This is a genomic window from Weizmannia sp. FSL W8-0676, assembly GCF_038593015.1.
GTDB lineage: Bacteria > Bacillota > Bacilli > Bacillales > Bacillaceae_C > Weizmannia > Weizmannia coagulans.
Map to the genome: position 1 here is coordinate 1,137,615 of NZ_CP151954.1, position 14,712 is coordinate 1,152,326.

At 50.1% G+C, this 14,712-nt stretch carries 11 protein-coding genes and 1 pseudogene; 9 read left to right on the plus strand and 3 right to left on the minus strand.

Features of this window, described 5'->3' with window-relative positions; translation table 11 throughout:
- Positions 1-14 precede the first annotated feature (14 nt).
- Genes NST20_RS05480 through pyrE form a run of 7 tightly spaced genes read left to right on the plus strand, consistent with a single transcriptional unit; the run spans position 15 to position 8,700 of the window.
- The gene (locus NST20_RS05480; RefSeq protein WP_328004692.1) at positions 15-1,343 is read left to right on the plus strand and encodes a dihydroorotase; all 1,329 of its coding nucleotides are present in this window, start codon (positions 15-17) and stop codon (positions 1,341-1,343) included.
- Positions 1,340-2,437: a carbamoyl phosphate synthase small subunit gene (locus NST20_RS05485; RefSeq protein WP_342400408.1), complete on the plus strand. Its 1,098-nt coding sequence runs from the start codon at positions 1,340-1,342 to the stop codon at positions 2,435-2,437. Before NST20_RS05480 ends, NST20_RS05485 begins: the two co-directional genes overlap by 4 nt.
- Positions 2,421-5,621: a carbamoyl-phosphate synthase large subunit gene (gene carB, locus NST20_RS05490; protein ID WP_342400229.1), complete on the plus strand. Its 3,201-nt coding sequence runs from the start codon at positions 2,421-2,423 to the stop codon at positions 5,619-5,621. Before NST20_RS05485 ends, carB begins: the two co-directional genes overlap by 17 nt.
- Positions 5,618-6,394 carry a dihydroorotate dehydrogenase electron transfer subunit gene (locus tag NST20_RS05495; protein WP_342400230.1) on the plus strand — a complete coding sequence of 259 codons (777 nt, stop codon included), beginning with the start codon at positions 5,618-5,620 and terminating at the stop codon, positions 6,392-6,394. The genes carB and NST20_RS05495 overlap by 4 nt, the downstream gene beginning before the upstream one ends.
- Complete coding sequence (locus tag NST20_RS05500) at positions 6,391-7,365, plus strand: dihydroorotate dehydrogenase (protein ID WP_342400231.1); 975 nt, start codon at positions 6,391-6,393, stop codon at positions 7,363-7,365. The genes NST20_RS05495 and NST20_RS05500 overlap by 4 nt, the downstream gene beginning before the upstream one ends.
- Positions 7,358-8,065: an orotidine-5'-phosphate decarboxylase gene (gene pyrF, locus NST20_RS05505; protein ID WP_342400232.1), complete on the plus strand. Its 708-nt coding sequence runs from the start codon at positions 7,358-7,360 to the stop codon at positions 8,063-8,065. Before NST20_RS05500 ends, pyrF begins: the two co-directional genes overlap by 8 nt.
- The gene (gene pyrE / locus NST20_RS05510) at positions 8,065-8,700 is read left to right on the plus strand and encodes an orotate phosphoribosyltransferase (protein WP_342400233.1); all 636 of its coding nucleotides are present in this window, start codon (positions 8,065-8,067) and stop codon (positions 8,698-8,700) included. Before pyrF ends, pyrE begins: the two co-directional genes overlap by 1 nt.
- 500 nt (positions 8,701-9,200) lie before the next feature.
- Here pyrE and NST20_RS05515 read toward each other — a convergent pair whose 3' ends face one another.
- Positions 9,201-10,376, minus strand: coding sequence for an IS256 family transposase (locus NST20_RS05515; RefSeq protein WP_104851116.1), 1,176 nt, complete (start codon positions 10,374-10,376; stop codon positions 9,201-9,203).
- Positions 10,377-10,963: 587 nt separating this feature from the next.
- A complete protein-coding gene (locus NST20_RS05520) occupies positions 10,964-11,872 on the minus strand; it encodes a nuclease-related domain-containing protein (protein ID WP_237349162.1) in 909 nt (302 codons plus the stop codon).
- Positions 11,873-11,960: 88 nt separating this feature from the next.
- Between NST20_RS05520 and NST20_RS05525 the strand changes: the two genes are divergently transcribed.
- Positions 11,961-13,064: a transposase gene (locus tag NST20_RS05525; RefSeq protein ID WP_265115413.1), complete on the plus strand. Its 1,104-nt coding sequence runs from the start codon at positions 11,961-11,963 to the stop codon at positions 13,062-13,064.
- A 400-nt stretch (positions 13,065-13,464) separates the two neighbouring features.
- Here the strand turns inward: NST20_RS05525 and NST20_RS05530 are convergent, their stop codons facing one another.
- A complete protein-coding gene (locus tag NST20_RS05530) occupies positions 13,465-13,701 on the minus strand; it encodes a helix-turn-helix transcriptional regulator (RefSeq protein ID WP_041818925.1) in 237 nt (78 codons plus the stop codon).
- A 27-nt stretch (positions 13,702-13,728) separates the two neighbouring features.
- Between NST20_RS05530 and NST20_RS05535 the strand changes: the two are divergent.
- Positions 13,729-14,679 (plus strand): annotated as a pseudogene (locus NST20_RS05535) (L-rhamnose isomerase); the annotation flags it as partial.
- Positions 14,680-14,712 lie beyond the last annotated feature (33 nt).

The following is a 14,712-nucleotide window of genomic DNA, read 5'->3' on the forward strand; positions in this document are numbered from 1 at the left end:
AAATGAAGGTTGCTATGGAGCGGGATTTTAACAAAAAAGAAAAGGTGGTTTGCCAAGTGGACTGGTTGATTAAAGGCGGAATGGTTTTAGATGAAAAGGGAAAACCGGCAAAGCGGGATATCCGGATCAAAGATGGAAAAATCGCGGAAACCGGCCCGGAACTGAAAGAAGCGGGCGAGCAGGTATATGATGCAACCGGGCTCACGGTTCTCCCCGGGTTTGTCGACTTGCATGTGCATTTGCGGGAACCGGGGTTTGAACAGAAAGAAACGATCCGCACCGGGACAATGGCCGCGGCAAAAGGCGGGTTTACAACGATAGCTGCGATGCCAAACACCAAACCGGTTACCGACCGGCCGGCGCGCCTTTTATCCCTGCAGGAAAAAATCAGCCGGGATGCGGTTGTGCGCGTGCTTCCTTATGCTGCAATTACCCTTGATGAAAAAGGCGGCGAACTCGTGGATTTTGCCGGCTTAAAAGCAGCAGGCGCCTTCGCGTTCACGGATGACGGCGTCGGCGTGCAGGAAGCGGGGCAGATGCTGGCTGCGATGGAGCGGGCAAAAGCACTCGGCATGGCGGTCGTTGCCCATTGTGAAGACAATTCGCTTACCCGGGGCGGGTGCGTGCATGCCGGATCTTTTGCGGCGGCGCACGGGTTAAAAGGGATCCCTTCCGTATGCGAGTCGGTGCAGATCGCCCGCGACGTGCTGCTTGCAGAACATACAGGCTGCCATTACCATGTCTGCCATATCAGCACGAAAGAATCCGTCCGGGTTGTCCGTGACGCAAAACGGGCCGGCATTCCGGTGACAGCGGAAGTAACACCGCACCATTTGCTCCTTTCTGAAGACGACATCCCGGGCCCTGATGCCAACTGGAAAATGAACCCGCCGCTCCGGTCGAAAAGAGACCGCGATGCCCTTATTGAAGGCCTTTTGGACGGCACGATTGATTTTATCGCCACTGACCACGCCCCGCATACCGCGGAGGAAAAAGAAAAAGGCATTGAACGGGCGCCATTTGGCATCACCGGATTTGAAACAGCTTTTCCGCTTTTATATACACATTTTGTTGAAACCGGCATATTTACGCTAAAACAGCTTGTTGACTGGATGACAAAAAAACCGGCTGGTGCGTTCGGGCTTCCATACGGGACGATGAAAACCGGGGCGCCCGCCGATATCACGGCAGTGGACCTGGCGGCAGAAAAAACAATTGACCCGGACCGTTTTTTATCGAAAGGAAAAAATACCCCGTTTCAGGGGCGCGTGTGCAAAGGCTTCCCGCAAGCCACATGGGGGAGCGGAAAACTGGTATGGGAAAAGGAGCTGGCATTGAAATGAAAAGGCAACTGATCTTGGAAGACGGCACCGTTTTTAGAGGGGAAGGTTTTGGCAGTGCAAAAGAGGCTTATGGGGAAATCGTTTTTACAACCGGGATGACCGGCTACCAGGAGACATTAACCGACCCGTCTTTTTACGGCCAGATCGTCACTTTCACCTACCCGCTCATCGGGAACTACGGCATCAATCGGAACGATTTTGAAGCAGCTAAGCCGTATGTGAAAGGGGTCGTGGTGAAAGAAGCGGCTTCGTACCCGTCAAACTGGCGGAGCACTTTAACGCTCGATACCTTTTTAAAAGAAAAAGATATTCCCGGCATATCCGGCATTGATACCCGCAAACTGACAAGACAAATCCGCGCTTTCGGTACGCTCAGGGCCGCCCTGTGTGCCGAAAACGAAGACCCGGCAGCTGTTGTCAAACACCTTCAAGCCAAACGTGCCGTTCATGATGCCGTTGCAAGAGTATCCACAAAGAAGCGTTACGAAATGGAAGGGCCCGGCAAACATATTGCCCTTGTCGATTTCGGCGCGAAAAAAAGCATTTTAACCGAACTTTCAAAACGGAACTGCCGCGTTACCGTGCTGCCGTACGATACAACAGCGGCGGACATTTTACAGCTCCGGCCGGACGGGGTGATGTTGTCAAACGGCCCCGGCAACCCGAAAGATGTCGCCTGCGCGGTTGACATGGTAAAAGGATTGCTCGGGAAAGTGCCGCTTTTCGGGATCTGCCTCGGGCACCAGCTGTTTGCGTTGGCGTGCGGCGCCGATACGTTCAAATTAAAATTCGGCCACCGCGGGGCGAACCATCCTGTGCAGGACATCCAAACGGGGAAAACGGTGATCACCTCGCAGAACCACGGCTATGCAGTCGATGAAAAGTCGCTTGCCGGAACAGGCCTTATCGTAACGGAACGGGCATTGAACGACGGCACGATTGAAGGGCTGGCACATCGCAAATACCCTGCTTTTACCGTCCAGTACCACCCGGAAGCATCGCCGGGCCCGCACGATTCGAACCCGTTATTCGACAAATTTTTAACCATGGTTGAAAAACAAAAGGAGGAACAAACCTATGCCAAAACGCACTGATATCGAAAAAATTCTTGTGATCGGGTCCGGCCCGATCGTGATCGGCCAGGCTGCTGAATTTGATTACGCTGGCACGCAGGCCTGCCTTGCTTTAAAAGAAGAAGGGTATCATGTCGTTTTGGTCAATTCCAATCCGGCAACGATTATGACCGATACGGAAATGGCGGATAAAATCTATATCGAACCGCTCACGCCGGCATTTGTCGCCCGCATCATCCGCAAAGAACGCCCGGATGCCCTCCTGCCGACGCTTGGCGGCCAAACCGGCCTGAACATTGCAATGGAACTGGCGAAATCCGGCATCCTTGACGAGTACGGCGTCGAAGTGCTCGGAACAAGGCTTGGCGCCATTGAGCAGGCGGAAGACCGGGAAGCGTTCCGCGAACTGATGGGAAAACTTGGCGAACCGGTACCGGACAGCATGATCATCCATACACTTGAAGAAGCTTACCGGTTTATCGAAAAAACGGGCTACCCGGTCATCGTCCGGCCAGCTTACACGCTGGGCGGAACGGGCGGCGGCATCTGCTGTAACGAAGAAGAGCTGATCGAAACCGTGTCAGGCGGATTGCGCCAGAGCCCCGTCCACCAGTGCCTGCTTGAAAAAAGCATTGCCGGTTTTAAAGAAATCGAATACGAAGTGATGCGCGACAGCGAAGACCATGCCATCGTCGTCTGCAACATGGAAAACATTGACCCGGTCGGCGTCCACACCGGCGATTCGATTGTCGTCGCCCCGAGCCAGACGTTAAGCGACAAAGAGTATCAGATGCTGCGCAATGTATCATTGAAAATCATCCGCGCCCTCGGCATCGAAGGCGGCTGCAATGTGCAACTCGCGCTTGACCCGGACAGTTTTCAATATTATGTAATCGAAGTCAATCCGCGCGTCAGCCGTTCATCCGCGCTCGCTTCGAAAGCAACCGGATACCCGATTGCGAAACTGTCAGCAAAAATTGCAGTCGGGCTCACGCTGGCCGAGATGAAAAACCCGGTCACCGGCACTTCTTACGCCAATTTTGAACCGGCGCTTGATTATGTCGTCACAAAAATTCCGCGTTTCCCGTTCGATAAGTTTGAACAGGCATACCGCAGGCTCGGCACGCAAATGAAAGCAACGGGCGAAGTGATGGCGATCGGCCGCACTTTTGAAGAATCGTTGTTAAAAGCGGTACGGTCGCTTGAAATCGGCGTCCATCATTTGGAACTCGGGGAAGCATCCGGTATGGACGTGATGGAAAAACGGATCAAAAACGCCGGCGACGAACGCCTTTTTTACATCGCAGAAGCGCTAAGAAAGGGTGTCACGGTCGGGCAGCTGCATGACTGGAGCAAAATCGACTTGTTTTTCCTTCATAAGCTGGAAAACATCATCCGCTTTGAAAACACGCTACGGGAGGCGCGATGGGACAAAGAGGCGGCCCGGAAAGCAAAAGAAATGGGCTTTGCCGATAAGATGATTGCCAGGCTGTGGAAAGCGGCAGAAGAAAACGTGTACGCATGGCGCAAAGAAAACGGCATTTTGCCGGTCTATAAAATGGTCGATACATGTGCCGGCGAATTCGCATCAGAAACGCCGTATTTTTACGGCACATATGAAGAAGAAAACGAATCGGTTGTGACAAACAGAAAAAGCATCATTGTCCTCGGCTCCGGCCCGATCCGGATCGGCCAGGGAATCGAGTTTGACTATGCAACTGTCCATGCGGTTTGGGCAATCCAGGAAGCCGGGTACGAAGCGATCATCATTAACAACAACCCGGAAACCGTCTCCACCGACTTCAGCATCTCGGACAAGCTCTATTTTGAACCGCTGACGATTGAAGATGTCATGCATATCATCGATTTGGAACAGCCGGAAGGGGTTGTTGTCCAGTTCGGCGGCCAGACGGCGATCAATCTCGCGGAACAGCTCGCAACACGCGGCGTGCGCATTCTTGGCACTTCGCTTGAAAATCTTGAGCGTGCCGAAGACCGCGACAAGTTCGACCATTTGTTAAACCGGCTCGGCATCAAACGCCCGCTCGGAAAAACCGGCACTTCGGCGGAAGAAGCCGTCCGAATTGCGGCTGAAATCGGCTATCCGGTGCTCGTGCGCCCGTCGTTTGTGCTCGGCGGACGGGCGATGGAAATCGTCTACCATGAAGAAGACTTGCGCCAGTATATGAAACATGCGGTGAAAGTCAGCCCGAACCAGCCCGTTTTGATTGACCGTTATGTGACAGGGCAGGAGTTTGAAGTCGATGTGATCGCGGACGGCCGGGACATTTTAATCCCGGGCATCGTCGAGCATATTGAACGGGCCGGCGTACACTCCGGCGACTCGATCGCAGTCTATCCGCCGCAGCGGCTTTCCGATGCATTAAAAGCGGAAATGGCGGAGACGTGCCGCAAGCTTGCTTCAGAGCTTGAAATCAAAGGGTTGATGAACATCCAGTTTATCGTCTCGCACAATGAACTCTTTGTTATCGAAGTGAACCCGCGCTCAAGCCGGACGGTTCCGTTTTTAAGCAAAATTACCGATGTCCCGATGGCAAAACTTGCGATGAAAGTGATTTTGGGCGAATCGCTTGAAAACCTCGGCTATGGCACTGGCCTTGGGCCGGAAAAAGCGGAAGTGTTCGTGAAAGTGCCGGTTTTCTCTTTTGCAAAATTGAAGCGGGTGGAACCGACACTCGGCCCGGAAATGAAATCGACGGGAGAAGTGATGGGTTGCGACCGTACATTTGAAAAAGCGCTGTACAAAGGACTCGTTGCAGCAGGCATGAAGCTTTCGCCGGATGGCAGCATCCTGTTTACGGTTGCCGATAAAGACAAACCGGAAGCCCTGCCGCTTGCAAAGCGCTTTGTCGAGGTCGGTTTTACTTTAAAAGCAACGGCGGGGACGGCAAAATTTTTAAGGGAAAACGGCCTGGCTGTCGAAGAAGTAGCAAAAATCGGCGGCGACGGGGAGACCGTGCTCGACTCGATCCGGAGGGGCGATGTGCAATTTGTCCTGAACACGATCACAAAAGGCCGGCAATACGAACGTGACGGGTTCCGGATCCGCAGGGAAGCGGTCGAATGCGGCATCCCGTGCCTGACTTCGCTTGATACGGCAGCGGCCATCGTGTCCATTTTGGAATCGATGAGTTTTTCGATCATGCCGATGGTGCAGGGGGCAAAGCAGGCGGTGCACGCATGATCCAGGAATATATGACCGTGAAAAGCAACCGGCTGATTGCACAGGATATTTGGGAAATGGTGCTTGCCGGCAGTTTGGTCCGGCAAATCGCCCGCCCCGGCCAGTTTGTTCATGTCAAAGCGGGAAGCGGGTTTGACCCGCTCCTGCGCCGCCCGATCAGCATCGCGGCGGTGGACCGCAAAAACGGCGCGCTCACCTTGTTGTACCGGGTACAGGGAAAAGGAACGCGCCTGATGGCAGAAATCGCACCCGGTGCACGGCTCGATGTGCTCGGCCCCCTTGGCAACGGGTTCCCGGTGGACGCGCTTCGCCCCGGGCAAAAAGCGCTCCTTGTCGGCGGCGGCATCGGGGCCCCGCCGCTGTACGAGCTGTCCCGGCAACTTAAAGCAGGCGGCGTTGAAGTCCGCCACGTGCTCGGATTTGAATCGGCAGCCCACGCTTTTTACGTGGAGAAGTTTTCAGCGCTTGCCCCGACATCTGTCGCAACAGTGGATGGTTCATGGGGGACGAAAGGGTTTGTAACGGATGTACTGGCAGCGGAGAATTGGGCGTTTGACTGTTTGTACGCATGCGGCTCGGCTGCGATGCTGCGCGCATTGGAAGCGGCATACCCGGCGCGGCACGGCTTTTTCTCGCTTGAAGAACGGATGGCATGCGGAACCGGTGCTTGCTACGGGTGCGTCTGCCGCCCGAAAAATGACCCGGCCGGCACCGCTTCGAAAAAAGTATGCAGCGACGGGCCTGTATTTGAAATGGGGGAGATCATAATATGACCGAATTACCTGAACACCATCCCGAAAGACGGGGCATAAAGCGCCGTGTTCTCCCAGATTTGCGCGTCGAACTGCCGGGCTTGTCCTTGAAAAATCCGGTCATGCCGGCATCGGGCTGCTTCGGTTTCGGGCGTGAGTACAGCCGCTGGTATGATTTGAGCGAACTGGGCGCAATCATGATTAAAGCGACAACAAGGGAACCGCGCTTCGGCAACCCGGTCCCGCGGATTGCGGAAACAGAATCCGGCATGCTGAATGCAATCGGCCTGCAAAATCCGGGGCTGGCAAGTGTGCTTGCGGAAGAGCTCCCGTTTTTACAGGCATATGATGTCCCGGTCATTGCAAATGTTGCGGGCTCCACTTTTGAAGATTATGTCTACGTGTCAGACCATCTTTCAAAAGCGCCGAATGTGCACGCGCTTGAACTCAACATTTCCTGTCCGAACGTGAAATCCGGCGGCATCGCGTTCGGCACCGATCCGGAGATGGCGTTTGAACTGACACGGCAAGTAAAAGCTGTCTCGGAAGTGCCGGTGTATGTGAAACTTTCCCCGAATGTCACTGATATTGTGGCGATTGCCAAGGCAGCAGCATCCGGCGGTGCCGACGGGCTCACGATGATCAACACACTCCTCGGCATGAAAATCGATTTTAAAACGGCGCGCCCGGTTCTCGCCAATGAAACAGGGGGGCTTTCCGGGCCGGCCGTCAAACCGGTTGCCGTCCGGATGGTTTACGAGGTGAGCCGGGAAGTGGATATCCCGATTATCGGCATGGGCGGCATCATGACGGCGGAAGATGCAGTGGAATTTTTATACGCCGGCGCTAGTGCAGTCGCAATCGGCACCGCGAATTTTATTGACCCGCTTGCCTGCCCGCGCATCATCCGCGAACTGCCGGCGGTGATGGAACAGCTCGGCGCCGGAAGCATTCAAGACCTGATCGGAAGGAGCCACAAGCAGCATGCATAAACCGATCATCGCCCTTGATTTTTCATCGGAAGAAGAAACGCTCACTTTTTTACAGCAGTTTGGCGGCGAACCGCTCTATGTCAAAGTGGGAATGGAACTGTTTTACCAGACCGGCCCTTGTTTGATTGCTGCCCTGAAAGAAATGGGGCATGATATTTTTCTTGATTTAAAGCTGCATGACATTCCGAATACAGTGAGGCGGGCAATGAAAGGGCTAGCCCGGCTTGGAGCGGATATGGTGAACGTCCATGCCGCCGGCGGTTCGGACATGATGAAAGCCGCTTTGGATGGTTTGGAAGCCGGCACCCCTGCATGGAAAAAGCGCCCGGCGATTGTCGCGGTAACACAGCTAACAAGTACTTCGGAAACGCAAATGCAAAAAGAACAAGGTATTTTAAAACCGTTGCGCGAATCAGTGCTGGATTACGCTGTGCTTGCTTATGATGCGGGGCTTGACGGCGTTGTCTGCTCCGCTTTTGAAGCCCCTGATATTACGGCCCGGCTCGGCGGGGCGTTTTTAAAAGTGGTGCCGGGCATCCGGCTGGCCGGGGATGATGCTTCCGACCAGAAACGCGTCGTTACACCGGCGAAAGCGAGGGAACTCGGTTCGACCGCAATTGTCGTCGGGCGTTCGATTACGAAAGCGCCCGACCCGTACGAAGCTTATGTAAAAGTGAAACAACAATGGGGGAACGAATAATGGAAAAATACATTGCCGGACAATTGCTTGACATTGAAGCTGTTTTTTTAAAACCCGGTGAACCTTTTACATGGTCATCCGGAATCAAATCGCCAATTTACTGCGATAATCGCATTACATTGTCCTATCCGAATCTGCGGAAAGAAATCGCCATCGGACTGAAAAAGCTGATCGAAGCACACTTCCCGGAAACGGAAGTAGTAGCAGGCACGGCAACTGCCGGGATTGCCCACGCCGCTTTTGTCAGTGACCTGATGAATTTGCCAATGGTATACGTCCGTTCGAGTGCAAAAACACACGGCAAGGGCAACCAGATCGAAGGGCGGGTTTCCACCGGGCAAAAAGTTGTCGTTGTCGAAGATTTAATTTCAACCGGCGGCAGCGTGCTCACCGTTGTCCGCGCATTGCGGGAAGCCGGCTGCGAAGTGCTCGGCGTTGTCTCGATTTTTACGTATGAACTTCCGGCCGGGGCTGCAAATTTTGCGAAAGAAGGCATCACCGCTTACGCTTTATCGAATTACGCCACGCTGCTTAAAGTTGGCGTGGAAAAAGGGCTGATCCGGGAAGAAGACTTGGCGACGCTCGAGGAATGGCGGCGGGCACCGGAAAAATGGGGGAAATCCAAAAAGGGCTGAACAAGATACTTTGGTTTGCTATTAAAATATGGCAAAAGTAAGCTTACTGTTGTTTCAGAGAGGCATTTAAAAGGACAAATGAAATCGCGGGACCATAGCAAATTTTTTTTGGAGTATTCAAGACAAAAAGGAGCCGCACCTAGGCCTGAAATGTTTTTTTCAAGCTGTCAAAAGGACAAAACACCCTGCATCCGGGCTCGGAATGTCTTTTTGAAGCTGCCAAAAGGACAAAACACGTTGCATCTGGGCTCGGAATGTCCTTTTGAAAGTCAAAAGGACAAAACAAGCTGTATCTGGGCCCGAAATGTCTTTTTGAAAGTCAAGTCCAGGTTATTGTGTAAATTTATGGGCAAATGTTTTCAACCACCCCTTCATTTTTTCGGCTTAACTTCCATGGATTTTTTTCTTCATCTCCGGGAAGGGATGTCAAATGCCTTTCAATTTGACATCCCTTCCCGGAGATGAAATCATCCATGATGGAAGTTAAGCTGAAAATGCTGCTAACTATTCTTTCCCATAAGTGACTTCCTCTTCGAGTATTCTGTATCTTGATACTGCATTAAAACGGCACCAACCAAACGAAAAGCAGATTGGGTATTAGGAAAAATGCGAATGACCCTTTCCCTTCTACGAACCTCTTGGTTAAGCCGCTCGAGGGAATTAGTACTCCGTATGTGCATACGGATATTCTCAGGAAAGTTCATGTATTGGATAGTATCTTCAAAACCTTCATCTAAAATGGCCAGGGCTTTTTCAAATCTTGCTTCTGTACCAAATTTGTTTATTAATTCATCTTTAAACTTGCGTATGTCCTCAATCGTAACGGCCTCAAACACGCGCTTAATCATCACCCGGATTTCTGCAGTATCTTTTTTGGGCAGTTTTTCAATGATATTGCGTTTAAAATGAACATTGCACCTTTGCCAAGCAGTGCCAATGAATTCCCGTTGTATTGCTTTCTGAAGGCCCATGTGAGCATCGGAAATAACGAGTTTTGGTGATTGGAGTCCACGTGATTTAAGTTGTTTAAAAAATGAACTCCAACTCTCCAAACTTTCTGCATGGTCAACGCTTAAACCCAGTATTTCACGTGTATTCTTCTCTGTAATGGCAGTCGCAATATAAACAGCCTTTGATACGACCTTATGGTGCTCCCGTACTTTTATATACATGGCGTCCACAAACACATAAGGGTAGTAGGTTGTATTCAACGGTCTCTCGGCCCAAGCATTCACAATGGGATCCAGTTTTTGCGTAAGGGAAGAGACAAACGACTTGGATACATTCTTACCGCAAAGCTGTTCTACGACATTTGTGACCTTACGGGTAGAGACGCCATTGATGACCATCTCCAACATAGAAAGGACGAAAGCTTGGTCACATCTGGCATACTTTTCAAATAAGGTAGTTGAGAATTCGCCATTACGTGTCCGGGGAACTTTTAATGTAACATTGCCGATGCTCATCAACAGCTCGCGTTCATAGTAACCGTTCCGGTAATCCCGGCGTTCAACAGCGCGTTCATAAGGGCTCGTTTTTAAATAGTCATCCCTTTCCTTTTCCATAAACTCGTTTAACACGAGGACAACCGCTGATTTAATTACCGCGTCAAGATCGGAAGTCATGATGGCTTCTTTTAAAACATCCAAATTTAGGTTAAACTGTAAGTGAGTCATTTTATCTCCTCTTTTCATTGTTTATTGTTGTTGAAAACAGTGTTGCCAAGAGTTGATAAAATGACTCCTTCTTTTTACACAATTATACGGACTTAATCTTTTTGAAGCTGTCAAAAGGACAAAACAAGCTGTATCTGGTCTCGGAATGTCCTTTTGAAGCTGCCAAAAGGACAAAACACGTTGCATCCGGTCCCGAAATGTCCTTTTGAAGCAGTCAAAAGGACAAAACGCGTTGCATCGGGGTCCAAAATGTCTTTTTGAAGCTGTCAAAAGGACAAAACAAGCTGTATCTGGGCTCGGAATGTCCTTTTGAAACTGCCAAAAGGACAAAAGGAGCCGTGAACTGAAACAAAATGTCCTTTTGAAGCTGTCAAAAGGACAAAAGGAGCCGTAGACCGGAGCAATCGTCCTTTTGGAGCATTCAAAAGGACAAAAGGAGCCATTGACCGGAACAAAGTGTCCTTTTGGAGTGTTCAAAAGGACAAAAATAACGGGGGAACAGAGCATATTTGGTCTTTTTGAAGTGTTAAAATACCAAATGCTTTTCCCCCGGTAGAATTTGTAATTCATAAGTTTGTGATCATCAATTACTCATAGTAAGACCACCTTCCACCTCTGAACTTATTAAAATTTTTTGCCAGTATCCTGCTCACCCTTTTTTTCGAGTCCACAATCCTGCACCAGTCAAAAATATCATTTGTTGTAATCTTCCGCTCTGGAAACAGCATCCGAAATTCTCTGACACTGCGGAGGACCGCGGCCTCAACAGATTCAGCATGTCCACAATCCTCACAAATCATTGAACGCCCTTTTACCGCACAGGAAAAAGAACTACAAGTGTCGCACACAATGCCTTTCCGCAATTGATCATACTCATATTTCGGCAAATGAAGAAAAGACGATTCTTCTATATGCAGCGAAGATAGCTTTTCTGCCAGCCTTCTATGCTTTCCGCTCAGCTTTGCAGAAATTGCATTCAAATCTTTCATATACCGTTTTAACTGATTCGGAAAAATAAATGGCGCACTTAGGGGTGCCTGGTACAGGGTAAATTCGGGGTTTACAAAAACAACGGAAGCCGAGACCGGCATATTGAAACCAAGCGAGAGAATCAACTGCCGGAAAAGCGATTCGCAACGTTTGACCTGAAGCAGTGGATTGTTGATTTCAGACTTATTATTTTTTGTAAAAATCCTGTCCCGCTCGTAATAAAAATCCCCTTTATAATTTTTCACTTCAAACAGGTAAATGGTTTCGCCGGTAATCATGAGGGCATCAATCTGGAACGTAGCATTGTTGCAGGAAAGGCGCAAATCATTCAGTACAAAACAATCACATGTAAGCGCTCCTGTTAAAGAGTCAAAATACCGCTCGCCTTCGTCACCTTTTTCCAAATTCCGTAGATACTGAAGGTCTTTTTCATGGAGTTTCATCCGGCTGCTCAGCGACTTTAAAAGAGCATACTCAAGTGAAGTTTTCCTTTCCTTGAAAAGCATCGTTCACATCCTTTCTAAAATTCAGACTTCATACCCATTATAAGCAACTTTTTGTATAATATAAATATCAATTTTCGTAGGTGAACAGATGAAAAATTTACGGATTGAGCAAACAAGTGAAAGAATAAGCGATCAATTCGGAATGGGCATCGTAGAATTTCTTATCAGCCAGACGCATCTCGCATCAAGGCTGAACAGTGCCAAGTCAGAAACGATTAAAAGGAATCCCGGCTATTCAAACGGGGACATCGCGAAGTCTTATATCGGGCTGCTTTGCCTTGGGAAAAATAAGTTTGCTGAAATTGAACCGTTGCGGAGCGATTGTGATTTCCGTACCTTTTTAAAATTGGAAAGAGTTCCCTCGCCGGCTGTCCTTGAGCACCGCCTGGATGAAGCAGCTTTATCAGAAGAATGGAAACAGATCATCCTTGATGAATCTCTTCACCTACTTCGCAAGGCTGGTGCACCTATCAACCCGGTGACCATACAAGGCAAAAGTTTTATCCCGGTAGATGTTTCAAAGCCGTTTGCTTTTATTGGAAAGGAAGGGTACTGCCTTTCCTTTGGACAAGAAACGAGCGTGACGGTCCGTGCTGCTGAACAATTGGCGGAAGGGCCTTTCCTTTGGCGGCTCGAGGCAAAAGAAGGATCCGAAATGATGGAAAAATTGTTGGACCGTAACATTGATTTTGTGATCAAACTGCAGACAGATGCCGGCACCTGGATGGAAACTGCACGGAAATACGGCACATGCTCAACCGAACGGGAAGGAAAAAACGTTTACTTTGGGTCTGTTGCGGAACCCATTACGGCAGCCGGGGCAAAAAAACCAGCCTATTATGTTTTTAAACTCATTGAAACAACCATTGATAAAAACGGGCAAATCCTTCTGATTCCAGAGTATGAAGCAGATGTGTACATGACAACGCTCGATACCCCGCCGGAAGCTGTGCCAAGGCTTTACGGCGAACACCTGAAAGCCTGTAAATCACTGAGACGGGAATTTATGTTTGATCTTGGTTTTAAACAGCCGCCTTCCCGGAATAAAAAAACGAATGCGCTTGCCCTGCATTTTGGCATATATGCTTACAACCTGCTCCGCTTTGCCGGCCAGGGGAAAATCCGAGCAAAACGAATCCGTGATGCGATCAGGGAACTGCCAAACATGGTGATTAAAGAAGTGGAAGAATAGCATTTTCTATCCTGAAAATATGCGCCGGCTGATTTTCACTCTTCTGCTGGTGCCGCATTCATTGCGGCATGGGCGTCTAATAGCATTTTCTTGCCGTTCCTCAGGCCCGGCCATTGCGATGGAAAAATGGAGCGGGCCACAAACTTCTCCCTGTTTCACTTGAATGCCATTCGAATGTTCCACGTCCGGCCTGCATGAATGTAAGGGCGGGAGTGGGCTCTGCGTTCAGGCACCATCCGTTATACAGCGCAAACAGCAAGGGAAATCCCATCCCACCAGCGTTGTGCCATTCAAACTGCAAAAAGGAACACTTGTCGATAGCGCAATCAAAATGAATCCCCGTCCGCTGACATTGTGCAAATCCAACCAGTATTACGACAACGCAAACAGCAGGGATCCGTCACCCGTTCCGCCTGTAAGCAAGCGGCGTCATCTCCGTTTTCCGTTTGAACAGCCGGTTGAAATAGGGGGTATCCGCAATGCCGACGTCAAGGGCAATTTCTTTTACGCTTTTATTGGAGTAGCGGAGCAGCCTTTTCGCGGTGTTGATCCGGAAATGGATTAAGTACTCAATCGGGGGGATGCCGATGTAGTGCGTGAATTCCTTGCTGAGCTGGTACTTGTTCAGGCGGCACACCCGTTCCAAATCCTTTAGGGTAATTGAATGGCAAAAAAAGAAGCGATCATCCGAAATTATGAAACCGCAAAACAGCGGTATGCCGAAATCGGCGTGGATACAGATGCGGCGCTTGAAAACTTGCAAAAGATTAAAATCTCGCTGCACTGCTGGCAGGGTGACGATGTCCGCGGCTTTTTAAATCCGGATGGCGACCTGACCGGCGGCATTATGGCAACCGGCAACTACCCAGGGGCGGCACACACGCCTTCCGAGCTGCGCAAAGACCTGGAAAAAACATTTTCTCTGATACCGGGCAAGCATAAATTGAATCTGCATGCCATTTATGCGGACACGGATGAAAAAATCGACCTTGACACCATTGAACCGAAACATTTTGCTTCGTGGGTGGACTGGGCAAAAGAACAGGGGCTCGGCCTTGATTTTAACCCGACATTTTTCTCGCATCCGATGTATAAAGACGGTTTTACGCTCGCCTCCCCTGACAAAACAGTGCGGGATTTCTGGGTGGAACACGGGAAAAGGACGCGGAAAATTGCCGAGTATTTCGGAAAAGAAACAGGGCAAACGAGCATCAATAATTTCTGGATTCCGGACGGTTATAAAGACAATCCGGTAGATACGCTCGGTCCGCGCCGGCGTTTAATGGAAGCGCTCGATGAAATTTTTGCGGAACCGCTCAATCCGGCTTATACGGAAGATGCGGTGGAAAGCAAATTGCTCGGTCTCGGTGCGGAAGCCTATACAGCCGGTTCCCATGAGTTCTATATGGGCTATGGCATCTCAAGAAACAAACTGGTCTGCCTTGATGCCGGCCACTTCCATCCGACAGAAGTGATTTCCAATAAACTAAGCGCCCTTTCTCTCTTTAGCAAAGGGCTTATGCTCCATGTCAGCCGCCCGGTGCGCTGGGACAGTGACCATGTCGTCATCATGGATGATGAATTGGCGGCAATCGGCAGGGAACTTGTCCGCAACAGTTTCGTGCCATTCTCTTAAAAAATTATATGA